This is a genomic window from Balneolales bacterium ANBcel1, assembly GCA_029688905.1.
Taxonomy (GTDB): domain Bacteria; phylum Bacteroidota; class Rhodothermia; order Balneolales; family Natronogracilivirgulaceae; genus SLLW01.
Genome location: JARULB010000007.1, coordinates 22,891 through 36,240, shown reverse-complemented (window position 1 = coordinate 36,240; position 13,350 = coordinate 22,891). Strand labels below are relative to the sequence as shown.

The following is a 13,350-nucleotide window of genomic DNA, read 5'->3' as shown; positions in this document are numbered from 1 at the left end:
AAATCTTAATCTCTGTAAAAAAAGATTCAAAAAAACTGGACTGGAGTCTCACGGGATACCGTCAGGTCGGGTTGCGCCCGTCTTTTGATACCAGTATCGGTGGCACCATTTCCCTGCTGCAATCAGTATGTCGAGAATGCCGCAGCAGGGGTATATTCAGCGCCAATGATTTACGGGAACGTGTAGGATGCCTGCAGGCCGAGCGGAATTCCAATCGTCCAGTACAGCAGCAGGAAAATGGTCCAGACAATCAGGAAGATGAAGAAGTACGGCAGCATCATGGAGACCAGCGTTCCAATTCCTGTATTTTTAACGTATCTCTGGCAGAAGACCACGACCAGCGGGAAGTAGGGTAGCAGCGGGGTGATGATGTTGGACACCGAATCACCGACCCGGTAGGCGGCCTGGGTCAGGTCGGGGGAGATGCCGATTCCCATCAGCATGGGTACGAAAATCGGACTGATAAGCGCCCATTTCGCGGAAGCCGAACCCACGAGAAGGTTCACTACGGCCGTAAGCAGGATTATACCGACAATCGTCAGCGCTCCGGGCATGGCCAGGCTCTCCAGGAAGCCCGCGCCTTTCAGTGCAAGCAGTACGCCGATGTTGGAGTTGCCGAAGGCATCGATAAACAGAGCGCAGAAAAAGGCCATCACAATGTAATAGGCCATGCTGCTCATCGCTTTGCTCATGCTGCCGATCATGTCCTTGGAATTTTTGAATGTTCCGGAAAGGTAGCCGTACAGGACGCCCGGAATCACGAACAGCAGGAAAATGAGCGGCACGATCGATTGCATGATCGGGGCGTCGAACGCGGTTACTTCACCATCGGGCGACCGCATCGCGGAGTCACCGGGAATGGTCCAGAGAATCAGAGCGATAATTCCGCCGAGCATCACCATGGTGGCAATCCAGAAAGCGCGGATCTCCTGTTTGTTGAGCCGCTCCATTTGCGGTAGGTCGTCCTCGTCGGCATCCACTTTGGTTTTGGCCAGCCGGGGCTCAACAATGCGATCGGTAATCCACCATCCCACACTGATAATCAGAATACTGGAGATAGCGGTGAAGAAGTAGTTGTTCAGCGGGTTGATGAGCATGTCGGGCTGTATGATCTGAGCGGCCGACTGGGTGAACCCCTGAAGAAGCGGGTCGATGCCCGAAGGAACGAAGTTGGCGCTGAAACCGCCGGAAACACCGGCGAATGCCGCCGCGATCCCCGCCAGCGGATGCCTGCCTGCGGCGTAGAAAATCACACCGCCCAGCGGGATAACCAGTACATACCCGGCATCGGCCGCAGTATGACTCACAATGGCCACCATGATCAGCATCGGGGTGAGCAGCGATTGAGGGGTTACACCAAGGATGTACTTGAGTCCGGCGTTGATATACCCGGAGTGTTCTGCCGCGCCCACGCCCAGCATGGCCAGCAGCACAATTCCCAGGGGCGCGAACGTGATGAATGTCTCGGTCATGTTCGCCAGGAAGGAGGCCAGCTGAGTGGCAGTGAGCAGGTTGACGATGTGAAGCGTCTCGCCTGTCCGCGGATCGACCTCGCCAAAATCAAAAGGGGAGAGCAGCGCGGACAGTATCCACACAAAAACCATCAACAGAAAAAAGAGAATAGCGGGATCGGGAAGCTTGTTGCCGGCCCGCTCAATGATGTCCAGAAACCTGCCGAGCATGCCCGGCTGACTGTTTTCACTCATATCGTTACTCTAAAGGGAATTTAGAAGAATCAGGGGGAGACCATCCCCTAAAATAAATGCTTTAGAGATATCGAAATCCTGCGACTCATGCAAGTGAAAAAATGAATCACCGGATGTGGTAAATGGCGGGCAGATCCTCGGGTTTTCGGATGTGGCAGTCCAGATCCAGTAGCTTCCCGTCTTTCATGCGGTAGACGACTCCATGAACCGACAGCTCCTGATTCCGTTTCCAGGCGTTTTGAACAATGGAAGTGCGCGCAACATTGGCCGCCTGTTCCCGGGCATTCCATTCGGAGAGCCGGTCGGCCCGCTCCTCCTCGGGCAGCGCATCAATCTCCTCCCTGTGATCTTCATAGACCTGTTTGACCGGCCGTATCCAGTGACCGACCAGACCATAATCGGCCTGCTCCATGGAGGCCTTCACACCGCCGCAGGAATGGTGGCCGCACACAACAATTTTTTTCACCTTGAGTACATCAACGGCATACTGCAGCACGGAAAGGAAGCTCATGTCATGGTTATGCACCAGATTGGCAATATTGAGATGCGCAAATACTTCCCCGGGGCCGGATTGTGTCATTTCCCTGACAGGAACCCGGCTGTCGGCGCATCCGATCCAGAGGTATTCGGGCTGCTGGCCGGCCAGATGGCGCTTGAAAAAAACGGGGTCTTCGGCCGTTTTGTTTTTCGACCATTCGGCGTTTGCCTGATGCAAACCGGATAAAATTTCAGATTTTGTCATTCGATTCTTCGCTCGCTGCTAGTTGGTGTTGTTTGTTTTCGCTGACCGGAAGCCGGATTGTGAACACCGATCCTTTGCCGGGGGCGCTTTCCACAGAAATCTCTCCGTCGTTCTTCTCCATCAGCTCTTTGCAAATGAGAAGGCCGAGGCCGGTCCCCTTTTCCTGGTTGGTGCCCGGCCGCGATTTCATCTCATCGATGCGAAAGAGGTTATTGCGGGTCTGTTCATCCATGCCGATTCCGCTGTCGCGAACACGTACCGTTGCGGTTTCTTTATCCGCTTCGCTTTCCAGGGTGATGGTTCCGCCTTCCGGGGTGTACTTGATGGCGTTGGATACCAGGTTGCGAATCACCGTGTCCACCATGTTCTTGTCGCACCAGGCCGTGACCGGCCCGGAGGCGTTGTTCTTCAGGGTGATCTTCTTTTTGCTGCAACTTGCTTCGAACAGGCGGACATTCCTTTCGAGCACCGGATTTAGGTCGGTGGTCTCAGCTTCAAACACTTCCTTGTTCCGCTCCAATACCGACCATTCCAGCAGGTTTTCCAACAGATTCAGCAGATTGCGGGACGATTCATTGATCATCTTCGCGAATTCGTGAATATCCTCTTTCCCCATCTGTTCGATATCCTCATAGAGCAGCTCGGTAAGGCCGATCAGACCCTGAAACGGACTTTTCAGATCGTGCGAAATGATCGAGAAAAATTTGTCCTTGCTGGTGTTAAGCTGTTGGAGCTCCTGGTTCTTTTCGATAAGCTCGTCCTGCGACTTTTTCAACCTGACCTGCGTGTCCACCCGAAGCAAAAGCTCGGTTGTATTGAACGGTTTGGTAATATAGTCGCTGGCTCCGATTTTCAGCCCCTTGACAACATCTTCCGTATCATTTTTACCGGTCAGAAAAATTACCGGAATCGAGGCGACCCGCTCATCCGACTTAATGACTCTGCACGTTTCATAGCCGTCCATCTCAGGCATCATTATATCCAGAAGCACCAGGTCGGGTTTTGTGTTTCTTAGAATGTCAATGGCTTCTCTGCCATTGGAAGCCAATACCGTATCGTAGCCTTTTCTTTGAAGTATAGTCTCCATCAGCTGCAGATTCTTGCTGTAGTCATCAACAATCAGGATCAGACTTTTTTGCATGGGCACGGTGGAATAGTATCGCGCTGTAAATGGGGTAGTAGCCTTTATTAATCTATGTAAAAATATGTAATGGTGCGGGATTTATCAAATCAATGACCTGGTATGATCACCGGAATTGACATGGTGTGAATATAGGAATTTGCACAGCGGGATGAAATGGGTCATCCATACCCTGACTTGCCGGAATACCGGGCTGCATTGGCGGATACTCGGCCGGGCCATTCATGAGGGGCCATGACACCCCGGATACCTGATAGTGAATTGAAGTCGTGAACTGATCGTGCATGTGCGTTATACCGGGAAAAGGATATCATGGATGTAGACTGCTTTTAAATTATTGCAGAGCGTAAATTTGCGGCGCCAATCCGCTATCTTTTAAATTTGCGGATGGCCATGTGTCAGACATATCGCCCCGCTGCAATTCGGGACGGGATGTCGCCGTCCCGGTTAGAGCTGGCCCGGGTTCTGCGAACCTGAAATCGTTGGAAGAAATCATGTGGAAGAAAGTAGTTGAGCACCGGGAGTTATTGTTTGCGCTGCTGTGCGGCGGCTTGCTTGCCGGCGCCTGGACCAGCGAGATGCTTTCGGCCGATGGTGCCGCAAGGCCCATTGCTGTCTATCTGTTGTCATACTTTTTCGGCGGATATTTCGCATTTTTTCACATGATTCACAGCCTGCGGCGCAAGCAGTTCGACATCGATTTTCTGATGTTGATTGCCGCCACCGGTGCGGCTGTCCTGGGTGCCTGGGCCGAAGGCGCCCTGCTGCTGTTCCTGTTCAGCCTGGGCCATGCCCTTGAAGATTACGCGATGGGCCGGGCGCGCAAGGCGATCCGCGCTCTGTCGGAACTGGCGCCCACCGAGGCCGTCGTCCGGCGTGGCGACAGGGAAGTGAGCGTGCCGGTTGAAGAGCTTGTGCCCGGCGAGGTGATCATCGTGCGGCCCGGAGAGCGGTTTCCGTCGGATGGGTTTGTCGTAAAGGGAGAGAGCAGTGTCAATCAGGCTCCGATCACCGGAGAAAGCGTGCCGGTCGACAAGCAATCGGTGGCATCCGCCAAAGAGACGAGGAAGGAGCTGTCCGGCCTGGCATCCGAGCACCGGATTTTCGCCGGTACCATTAACGGCGACGCGGTGATGGAGGTAGAAGTGACCAGCCGCGCCGAAGACAGCACCCTGGCCCGTGTCATCCGCATGGTCAATGAAGCGGAAACGCAGAAGTCACCTACCCAGCGTTTTGCAGAAAAGTTCGAACGCTATTTTGTGCCGGTGATTCTTCTGTTTGTCGCGCTGCTGCATTTTGCATGGGTTGTGCTGGATGAACCGTTCGCCGATTCGTTCTACCGGGCCATGGCCGTGCTTGTAGCCGCAAGTCCATGCGCTTTAGCCATCTCCACGCCCAGTGCCATTTTGAGCGGGGTGGCCCGTGCCGCCAGGCTCGGCGTACTGGTGAAAGGGGGGCGTCCGCTGGAACAACTCGGCGGCCTGCGCGCCCTGGCGTTCGACAAAACGGGAACCCTGACCGAAGGCCGGCCGCGTGTTACCGATGTGCTCCCCCTTAACGGCAAGGATGTCAACGGACTGATGCAGGCGGCCGTCGCTATCGAGCAGCGGAGCGACCACCCGCTGGCCAGGGCCATTGTGAAGGGAGCGCCCGAGTGGATGGATTCTCCCGATATCCCGGAAGTGTCTGAGGTAAAAATGATTGCCGGAAAAGGAATCACCGGCGTCATCGATGGAAAACAGATTGCAATCGGGCAGCCCGGGCTGTTTAACTCCAAAATGCCGGACAATGTCGCAAGCCGGGTGGAGGAGCTTCAGAACAAGGGCCGCACTACGGTTCTGGTCAGGGAGGGAGAGCATTTTACCGGTATAATCGGCCTGATGGATATGCCGAGAGCAGGTGCTTCCGGGGTAATTGAGAGCCTGCGCACCATGGGGATCCGCCGGATGGTGATGCTGTCCGGGGATCATCAGCGGGTGGCCGGCACCATCGGCTCGCAATTACGGGTGGATGAGGCCTGGGGAGATCTGCTTCCCGAACAGAAAGTGGATGCGGTGCGTAAGCTGATGGAGCAGGAGGGCGAAGTGGCGATGGTCGGCGACGGCGTCAATGACGCACCCGCCATGGCCCATGCCACGGTTGGAATCGCCATGGGAGCGGCCGGTTCGGATGTCGCCCTGGAAACGGCCGATGTGGCACTGATGGCGGATGATCTTGGCAAGCTTCCCGTTGTCGTCGGCCTCAGCCGTCGCACCCGACAGATTATCCGGCAGAATATCTTTATCAGCCTCGGGATGATCGCGTTCCTGGTACCGTTCGTGCTGTTCGGCTACGCCGGTATGGGCATAGCCGTGCTGTTGCACGAAGGTTCAACGCTGGTCGTGGTCATGAACGCGCTTCGCCTGCTCGGGTATCATCACGTCGAAACTCAACCCGAAAGCGCATCCTTGACGATGGCCACCGCTTCTTCCTGAATTTTCTTGAGGTGACTTTCGTCCCTGAAACTCTCGGCGTAGATTTTGTAGATATCCTCGGTTCCGGAGGGCCGCGCCGCGAACCAGCCGTTTTCGGTCTCCACCTTGAGTCCGCCGATTGCAGCATCATTCCCGGGCGCCCTGGTGAGTTTTCTGAGGATCGGTTCGCCGGCCATACTCTCGGCTTTGATCTGCTGCGGTGACAGGTTTGCCAGGATCGACTTCTCTTCCGGTGAGGCCGGAGCGTCAATGCGCTCGTAAACCGGGCGGCCAAACTGCTTTTCGAGGTCCCCGTAGTGGGCGGCCGGATCCTTGCCGGTTTTGGCCGTGATTTCCGCGGCCAGCAGGTTCAGGATGATGCCGTCCTTGTCGGTGGACCATGCCGTGCCGTCAAACCTCAGGAAGGATGCACCGGCACTCTCCTCGCCTCCAAAGCCGTACGATCCGTCCAGCAAACCGTCGACAAACCACTTGAACCCGACCGGCACTTCGGCCAGCGGCCTGTTGAGCGACTTTGCGACCCGGTCAATCATGCTGCTTGACACCAGCGTTTTACCGATCGCCGCGTCATTCCGCCATTTCGGGCGGTTTTGGAACAGATAGTGGATGGCTGCGGCCAGGTAATGGTTGGGATTCATCAACCCGGCGCTGCGCGTCACAATTCCGTGACGGTCAAAATCAGGGTCGTTGCCGAAGGCGATATCAAACCGCTCCTTGAGTCCGATCAAGCTTGCCATGGCGTAGGGAGACGAGCAATCCATACGGATCTTTCCGTCCCTGTCGACCGTCATGAACGCGAACCTGGGGTCCACGTCCGGATTCACCACTTCCAGATGGATATCGTATTCGCCGGCGATGGGTTCCCAGTACTCCACACCCGATCCACCCATCGGATCCACACCGATGCGCAGCCCGGAACTACGGATCGCCTCCATATCAACCACCTGCTTCAAATCCCTCACATACGGCATCATGAGGTCTTCCGCTCTGACATGGTCTTTTTTCAGAGCCTGTTCCAGGGGGATGCGTTTGACCGAGGCGAGTCCGTCTGCCAGTAGCCGGTTGGCCTCATCCTGGATGGATTTGGTGATATCGGTGCCGGCCGGTCCGCCGGTGGGAGGATTGTATTTGAAGCCGCCGTCGGATGGTGGATTATGGGACGGCGTAATGACCACGCCGTCGGCAGAAATATCTTTGTGAGCCCGGTTGAAACCGAGAATGGAGTGTGAAATGACCGGCGTGGGCGTATAGCCGAACCCCTGCTGATATCTGATTTCGACACCGTTGGCGGCCAGAACCTCGATGGCGGTCATCAGTGCCGGTTCGGAGAGCGCGTGAGTGTCCATGCCGATGAAAAGCGGTCCGTTGATGCCGGCCTGCTTCCTGTAGCCGGCCAGCGCCTGGGATACGGCCAGAATATGCGGCTCATTGAATGTGTGCTTCAGGGAGGAGCCCCGGTGTCCGGAAGTGCCGAATTGCACTCTGTGGACCGGGTTGTCCGGATCGGGCTGATAGGTGTAGTAGGCCGACACCAGCCTGGGTATGTTGTCGAGTAACTGGTAAGGCGCCTTTTTGCCGGCAAATTCGTGGATAGCCATAATACGCTTGAAAGGTGAACGTTTCCCGTTTCTGCTAGTGTTTGATTTCTGTATCCGAACTTTTAAAGATGGGCCCGTATCATGTCAAAATCAATTTATTTTATCCTCGGTGGAGCGCTCCTGGGCGCCCTGGGCGGCTATGCCTACTGGTATTTTATTGGCTGTAATACCGGCTCCTGTCCGATTACCTCGATCTGGTATCACGCCACCGGATACGGAGCGATCATGGGCGGACTTTTCGGCAATATTATCACTCCCGCCAAACCGGAAAAAGAAACACCGGAATCCGGCAAAGAGGAACGCTGAGCATCGCCCTGTTTTTTTTTCAGCCTTGCATATGTGATAAAAAAACATATTATTACGGGCTTATCTTGATAAAAAGACTGTAGAAGCATCGCCCCCGGTGCATATTTAAAAACGAAGGATCGGTTATGACGAACAACAGCAGATTTGACCCGCTGCCGGAGGAATTGGTACAACATCTACCGGCCGTGGTGCGTGAAGAGCTCGATGAGTACGAGCAGCAGATCAAGGATTTTCGAAAAGGGCAGATCGGTGATATTAAAATGCAGAAAATCCGGCTGCAGCTTGGAACCTACGCCCAGCGCCAGCCCGGTGTACAGATGCAGCGGATCAAAATTCCCTACGGTGAACTGACTCCCGCCAAATTGCGCCGCCTGGCCTACGCTGCCGATAAATACGCCAGCGGGTTCATGCATCTGACGACCCGGCAGGATGTCCAGCTCTACTACATCCTGCTGGAAACCGTACCCAACATGATGCGCGAACTGGCTGATGCCGGCATCACCACCAGGGAAGCGTGCGGAAACACCATCCGCAATGTGACGGCCAGCCCGTTTTCCGGCACTTCTCCCGACGATGTGTTTGATGTGACACCCTACGCGGACGCGTTTGTTCAGTTCATGCTGCGAAACCCCATCTGCCAGAATATGGGTCGCAAGTTCAAGGTCGCCTTCGAAAGCAGCGGTGTGAAAGACGATGCCGGGCTGCGAATTCATGACCTCGGATTTCGTGCGCAAATCCTCGAAGTCGGAGGCCGGCCGAAACGCGGGTTCCAGGTCTGGGTAGGCGGCGGACTCGGTTCCAGCCCCATGCTGGGCCATCTGTGGACCGACTTCCTCCCCGAAGAGGAGCTGATCCCGTTTTCAGCGGCGGTAGTCCGGATTTTTGATCGCTACGGGGAACGAAAAAGCCGGATGAAGGCTCGCATGAAGTTTCTGATCAAAAAACTCGGCATGGACAAGTTCCGCTCTCTGGTTGAAGCGGAGCGGAAAGCGCTGGATGTGGATTCCTCCTGGAATGCGTATCTGAAAGAGGCGCACAATCCCGGTATTCCCGCGGCCGAAGCCGACGCTGTCCCGGAGGCCGGGGCGAGAGTGGAAGACGATCCGCAGTATCTGCTTTGGAAGGGAACGGCGGTCACGCCGCAAAATACAGGCGGCCACGCACTGGTCCAGCTGCTTGTCCACAACGGCGATCTCCCTTCCGATGACGCCAGAAAAGTGGCCGACATCGCCGAAACCTTTTCCGGCGGCGATATCCGTATCACCATCCATCAGAACCTGGTGCTGCGAGGAGTGCCGCTTCAGGCTTTGCCCTCGCTGTTTGTCGCCCTGCGGGATGCCGGGCTCGATCGTGTGGGCGCCGAGACCATCACCGATATCACCGCCTGCCCGGGCGCCGATACCTGCCGCCTGGGGATCACCTCGGCCAAGGGCCTGGCCACCGCGCTTGATCAATCCTTCCGGAACGGCCTCGGCAAATACGCAGAAATGGCGCGTGATCTCAAGATCAAGATCTCCGGATGCCCCAACGCATGCGCCCAGCACACCTCATCCAATATCGGCTTTCAGGGAGCGGCGACCACCAAAGACGGGCGGCGGGTGCCATCCGAAATGGTGTATGTAGGCGGAGCGCTTCAGGGCAGCGAAACGACCCTGGCCGAATCCATCATAAAAATACCTACTCGAAATGCACCCAAAGTGGTGGAAAAACTCCTGATTCTGTACGACGGCGAACGCCAGAACGGCGAATCGTTCAATGAGGCCATGAGCCGGCTGGGAAAGGAACGGCTGAAATCGGAACTGGAGGAGTTCACGCATGTTCCGTCGTTTGAGCAAGCCCCGGAGTTTTACAAGGACTGGGGACATGAGGATGAGTCGTTTGAGCTGCTGACCGGCGTGAAAGGTGAGTGTGCCGGCGCAACGGTGGAAGAGAAGGAGCCGTCGTTCGGTGAGGCCGAAGCATCGCTGCAACAGGCCGAAGCACATCTCATCCACAAAGATTACGAAGTGTCGGTGCTGGAATCCTACCACGCGATGGCCAATGCGGCTCATGTGCCGCTCTACTCCAAACTGGTCGATCCGTTTACTCCGGCGCAGACCACCTGGGAGTTTGAAAACCTGTTTGTCCGGACCGGCGAGGTGGATGACCGGTGGCTCGACATCCACCGAAAACTGGAGGATGCCATTCGGCAGGAACCGACCGAAGAACACGCCAGAGCGATGCTGGAGATGGCCCGGGAGTTTTATGAAGTCTGCCGGGAAGCGGAGAAAGGTCTCAGCGGCGAAACTGTCGCATGAGTGCGCTTAGCCGATTTCGAACCATTTCGGTATTTATCCGGCATGAATGGACGGCGGGATTGTGTTATATTCCGGCATGGAACCGAAACACAAGGAAGTGACTGAAAAGAAAGGGTCCCGTGCGGGGCTGCCTGAGAATACAAGGAGGTTGGTAGTAAAGGTCGGCAGCCGCGTGCTGGTCGATGGCAGGGGGCGGCCCGACCCCGAGCGGATCGCAGCGCTTGTTGCGCAAATCGCCGAACTTCAGCAGCAAAACTACGAGGTGATATTCGTCTCGTCCGGCGCCATTGCCGCCGGCGTGCAGTCGCTGGGCTGGCCGCAAAGGCCCGTAAACCTGCCCGATCTGCAGATGGCCGCCGCAATCGGACAGGGAGTGCTGCTCAACCTCTACTCGGAGCAGCTGGCGCGTTACGACTGCCGCCTGGGCCAGGTGCTGCTTACCCATGCCGACCTGAACGACCGCATCCGCCATCTGAACGCGCGCAACACCATCATGGCCATGCTCCGCAACCGGATTATCCCCGTAGTGAATGAAAATGACGTGGTGGCTGTGGATGAGATCCGCTTCGGCGACAATGACCTGCTGGCAGCCATGGTATCGACCCTCATCGATGCCGACCTGCTGGTGCTGCTGACAACGTCCGACGGCCTGTTTCGCTCCGAGAAAGGACGGCTGGTGGAACGGATCCCGCTGCTGCACGATATTACCGACGAAACCCTGGCCATGGCGCAAGGCAAGGGAAGCGGCTGGTCATCCGGCGGGATGGGCTCGAAACTGCAGTCGGCCGACCGGGCCATCCGGGCCGGAACGCCTGTGGTTATTGCGAACGGGCACCGGGAACAGATACTCCGGAGCGTGCTGAACGGCGAGGATGTGGGGACCCTGATTACCGGTTCACCGCATCAGCAGAAATTGAGGGCACGGAAGAAGTGGATCGCGTTTTTCCACCGCACCCAGGGCAGCATCTATGTCGATGATGGTGCGGGAAAAGCGATTATGGACAAGGGGCACAGCCTGTTGCCGGTGGGAGTAGTCGGCACCGATGGCAAGTTCCGCGCCGGGGCGCTTGTCAAAATCCGTACCGCCGATGGTAAAACCATTGCGCGCGGACTCACGGCATACAGCTGTGACGATATCGAGCGGATCAAACAGCGCCGCTCCGCCGACATCCCCTTTGTGCTGGGCGAACGCCACTACAAGGAGGTCGTCCATCGCGACAATATGGTTTTGATGAAATAACGATTTGAACCCCAACGATTCCCCAGCCTCATTTTCAGCAAATGCGGCATTTGGGGCATCACATAAAACGGCATCCTGTGGCACATCAAACCAAACAAAAATGCATCTGGACCGGCCGGCACGACCCGCGGGTCACATCCGTTACACTGATGTCCCTGAACCGGTTTACAGTTCCGGAAGAGAAAACATTTCATGTGCTTCCGGAATATGAGCAGCAATTTTTGGCGTTTCACCGGCGGTTTGTCCGTTATGCCCGCCCCTTTTTTCTGGGCATTTTGGGGCTGGTGGTTTTGCTTCTGACGGTGACATTGTTACCGTTCATTTTCCCGGTTTCCCATTCCGTCATTTTGTTTGGGGTCGGAGGAATAACCGTTGTCATGGGTGTTCTGATCATGCGTTTTCCCTTTGCCACACCCGAAACGGTAGATTGGCTGGGCCTGGAAATGGCGCAAAAGATGGCTCGCTGGGCAGGGCTGGCGACCTTAGCAACCGGAATCGTGATCTGTCTGCTGACATATTTATAGCCGTACCAAAGAACGTAACCGTACCAAAGGACTGTAACCCCATATACCATGAGTGAATCCATCAAAAATCAAATCAGGGAACTGGGCCGGAATGCGCGCAAGGCGTCGCGGGAGTTGATGGCCCTGGATACCGCACAGAAAAACGACGCCCTGAATGCGATGGCCGATGCGCTTGAGCGGAGGAAAAGTGACATCCAGGAACAGAATGCACTCGATGTTGCCGAAGCGAAAGAGAACGGGTTGTCGGATGCGATGGTGGACCGGCTTGTGCTGAATGACCAGCGAATGGCTGCCATGATTCAGGGCTTTCGGGATATCGCAAAGCTTCCCGACCCGGTGGGTCGCGTACTCAAGGCATGGGACAAGGACAACGGCCTGCACCTGGAAAAAACGGCCGTACCTATCGGGGTGATCGGCATGATTTACGAATCACGTCCCAATGTAACCGGAGACGCGGCGGCGCTCTGCCTGAAAGCGTCCAACGCCATCATCCTCCGGGGCGGTTCGGAGGCGCTGCGCAGCAACCAGGCCATCGCGCACGCGCTTCAGGAGGGGGGCGCGGCCACAAAACTCCCGGCGAACGCGGTTCAGCTGGTCCCCGTACGCGACCGAGAAGCGGTGACGGCCCTTATTACCATGGACGAGTTCGTGGATGTGATCATCCCCAGGGGTGGAGAGGGACTGATCCGAGCCGTTGCTGAAAATGCGACCGTCCCGGTTCTCAAGCATTACGAGGGTATCTGTCATGTGTATGTGGATGGTGAAGCCGACCCGATCAAGGCATGGAGCATAACGGAAAACGCCAAATGCCAGCGACCGGGGGTCTGCAACGCCGCCGAGACCCTGCTTGTGGATGCGGCGATTGCCGCCGACTGGTTGCCCAAAATGGCGGAGATCCTGCAGAAGAGCGGTGTTGAGCTGCGCGGCGATGAACAGGCTCGCGCTCTTGTGCCTGCGATGAAACCGGCTGCCGAAGAGGACTGGCACACCGAGTATCTGGATTTGATTCTCTCGGTTCGTGTTGTGGACGGGCTCGACGAGGCGATTGGCCACATCAACCACTACGGGTCGGGACATTCCGATGCGATTGTCACCGAAAACAGAGAGCGGCAGCAGCGATTCGGCCGTATGGTGGATTCGGCTGCGGTCTATATTAACACATCCACCCGGTTCACCGATGGCGCGGAATTCGGAATGGGCGCGGAGATCGGGATCAGTACCGACCGGCTGCACGCGCGCGGACCGGTTGCGCTGGAAGAGCTCACGACCTATAAATATGTGGTTACCGGTAACGGCCAGATCAAGGAATAGCCGCGAGACGG

10 protein-coding genes are annotated in these 13,350 nt (G+C 56.3%); 6 read left to right on the top strand and 4 right to left on the bottom strand.

Annotated features, from left to right (window positions below):
- Window positions 1–170 precede the first annotated feature (170 nt).
- The 3 genes from QA596_10325 to QA596_10315 form a co-directional block, all read right to left on the bottom strand.
- Window positions 171–1,706, bottom strand: coding sequence for an AbgT family transporter (locus QA596_10325; GenBank protein ID MDG5767862.1), 1,536 nt, complete (start codon window positions 1,704–1,706; stop codon window positions 171–173).
- Window positions 1,707–1,812: 106 nt separating this feature from the next.
- Window positions 1,813–2,448 (bottom strand): carbonic anhydrase, encoded by a 636-nt coding sequence (locus tag QA596_10320; protein ID MDG5767861.1) that lies wholly within the window; start codon window positions 2,446–2,448, stop codon window positions 1,813–1,815.
- On the bottom strand, window positions 2,435–3,589 hold the full coding sequence (locus tag QA596_10315) for a hybrid sensor histidine kinase/response regulator (protein MDG5767860.1): 1,155 nt from the start codon (window positions 3,587–3,589) through the stop codon (window positions 2,435–2,437). The genes QA596_10320 and QA596_10315 overlap by 14 nt, the downstream gene beginning before the upstream one ends.
- A gap of 494 nt (window positions 3,590–4,083) precedes the next feature.
- Here QA596_10315 and QA596_10310 point away from each other — a divergent pair, with 494 nt between their 5' ends.
- The gene (locus QA596_10310) at window positions 4,084–6,063 is read left to right on the top strand and encodes a heavy metal translocating P-type ATPase (protein MDG5767859.1); all 1,980 of its coding nucleotides are present in this window, start codon (window positions 4,084–4,086) and stop codon (window positions 6,061–6,063) included.
- Here QA596_10310 and pgm read toward each other — a convergent pair.
- A complete protein-coding gene (pgm, locus tag QA596_10305) occupies window positions 6,018–7,661 on the bottom strand; it encodes a phosphoglucomutase (alpha-D-glucose-1,6-bisphosphate-dependent) (GenBank protein ID MDG5767858.1) in 1,644 nt (547 codons plus the stop codon). The genes QA596_10310 and pgm overlap by 46 nt on opposite strands.
- A gap of 81 nt (window positions 7,662–7,742) precedes the next feature.
- Here pgm and QA596_10300 point away from each other — a divergent pair, with 81 nt between their 5' ends.
- From QA596_10300 to QA596_10280, 5 genes are all read left to right on the top strand, one after another.
- Window positions 7,743–7,967 carry a DUF6132 family protein gene (locus QA596_10300; protein ID MDG5767857.1) on the top strand — a complete coding sequence of 75 codons (225 nt, stop codon included), beginning with the start codon at window positions 7,743–7,745 and terminating at the stop codon, window positions 7,965–7,967.
- A 125-nt stretch (window positions 7,968–8,092) separates the two neighbouring features.
- Window positions 8,093–10,264, top strand: coding sequence for a hypothetical protein (locus tag QA596_10295; GenBank protein ID MDG5767856.1), 2,172 nt, complete (start codon window positions 8,093–8,095; stop codon window positions 10,262–10,264).
- A gap of 76 nt (window positions 10,265–10,340) precedes the next feature.
- Window positions 10,341–11,504: a glutamate 5-kinase gene (gene proB, locus QA596_10290; GenBank protein ID MDG5767855.1), complete on the top strand. Its 1,164-nt coding sequence runs from the start codon at window positions 10,341–10,343 to the stop codon at window positions 11,502–11,504.
- Window positions 11,505–11,698: 194 nt separating this feature from the next.
- On the top strand, window positions 11,699–12,028 hold the full coding sequence (locus QA596_10285; GenBank protein ID MDG5767854.1) for a hypothetical protein: 330 nt from the start codon (window positions 11,699–11,701) through the stop codon (window positions 12,026–12,028).
- Between the two features lie 48 nt (window positions 12,029–12,076).
- Complete coding sequence (locus QA596_10280) at window positions 12,077–13,339, top strand: glutamate-5-semialdehyde dehydrogenase (protein MDG5767853.1); 1,263 nt, start codon at window positions 12,077–12,079, stop codon at window positions 13,337–13,339.
- The last annotated feature ends 11 nt before the right edge of the window (window positions 13,340–13,350 follow it).

What these genes read in the sequence shown, in the direction of transcription:
- QA596_10325 (MDG5767862.1), bottom strand. Translation starts at nt 1,706, where the DNA reads ATGAGTGAAAACAGTCAGCCGGGCATGCTCGGCAGGTTTCTGGACATC.
- QA596_10320 (MDG5767861.1), bottom strand. Translation starts at nt 2,448, where the DNA reads ATGACAAAATCTGAAATTTTATCCGGTTTGCATCAGGCAAACGCCGAA.
- QA596_10315 (MDG5767860.1), bottom strand. Translation starts at nt 3,589, where the DNA reads ATGCAAAAAAGTCTGATCCTGATTGTTGATGACTACAGCAAGAATCTG.
- QA596_10310 (MDG5767859.1), top strand. Translation starts at nt 4,084, where the DNA reads ATGTGGAAGAAAGTAGTTGAGCACCGGGAGTTATTGTTTGCGCTGCTG.
- pgm (MDG5767858.1), bottom strand. Translation starts at nt 7,661, where the DNA reads ATGGCTATCCACGAATTTGCCGGCAAAAAGGCGCCTTACCAGTTACTC.
- QA596_10300 (MDG5767857.1), top strand. Translation starts at nt 7,743, where the DNA reads ATGTCAAAATCAATTTATTTTATCCTCGGTGGAGCGCTCCTGGGCGCC.
- QA596_10295 (MDG5767856.1), top strand. Translation starts at nt 8,093, where the DNA reads ATGACGAACAACAGCAGATTTGACCCGCTGCCGGAGGAATTGGTACAA.
- proB (MDG5767855.1), top strand. Translation starts at nt 10,341, where the DNA reads ATGGAACCGAAACACAAGGAAGTGACTGAAAAGAAAGGGTCCCGTGCG.
- QA596_10280 (MDG5767853.1), top strand. Translation starts at nt 12,077, where the DNA reads ATGAGTGAATCCATCAAAAATCAAATCAGGGAACTGGGCCGGAATGCG.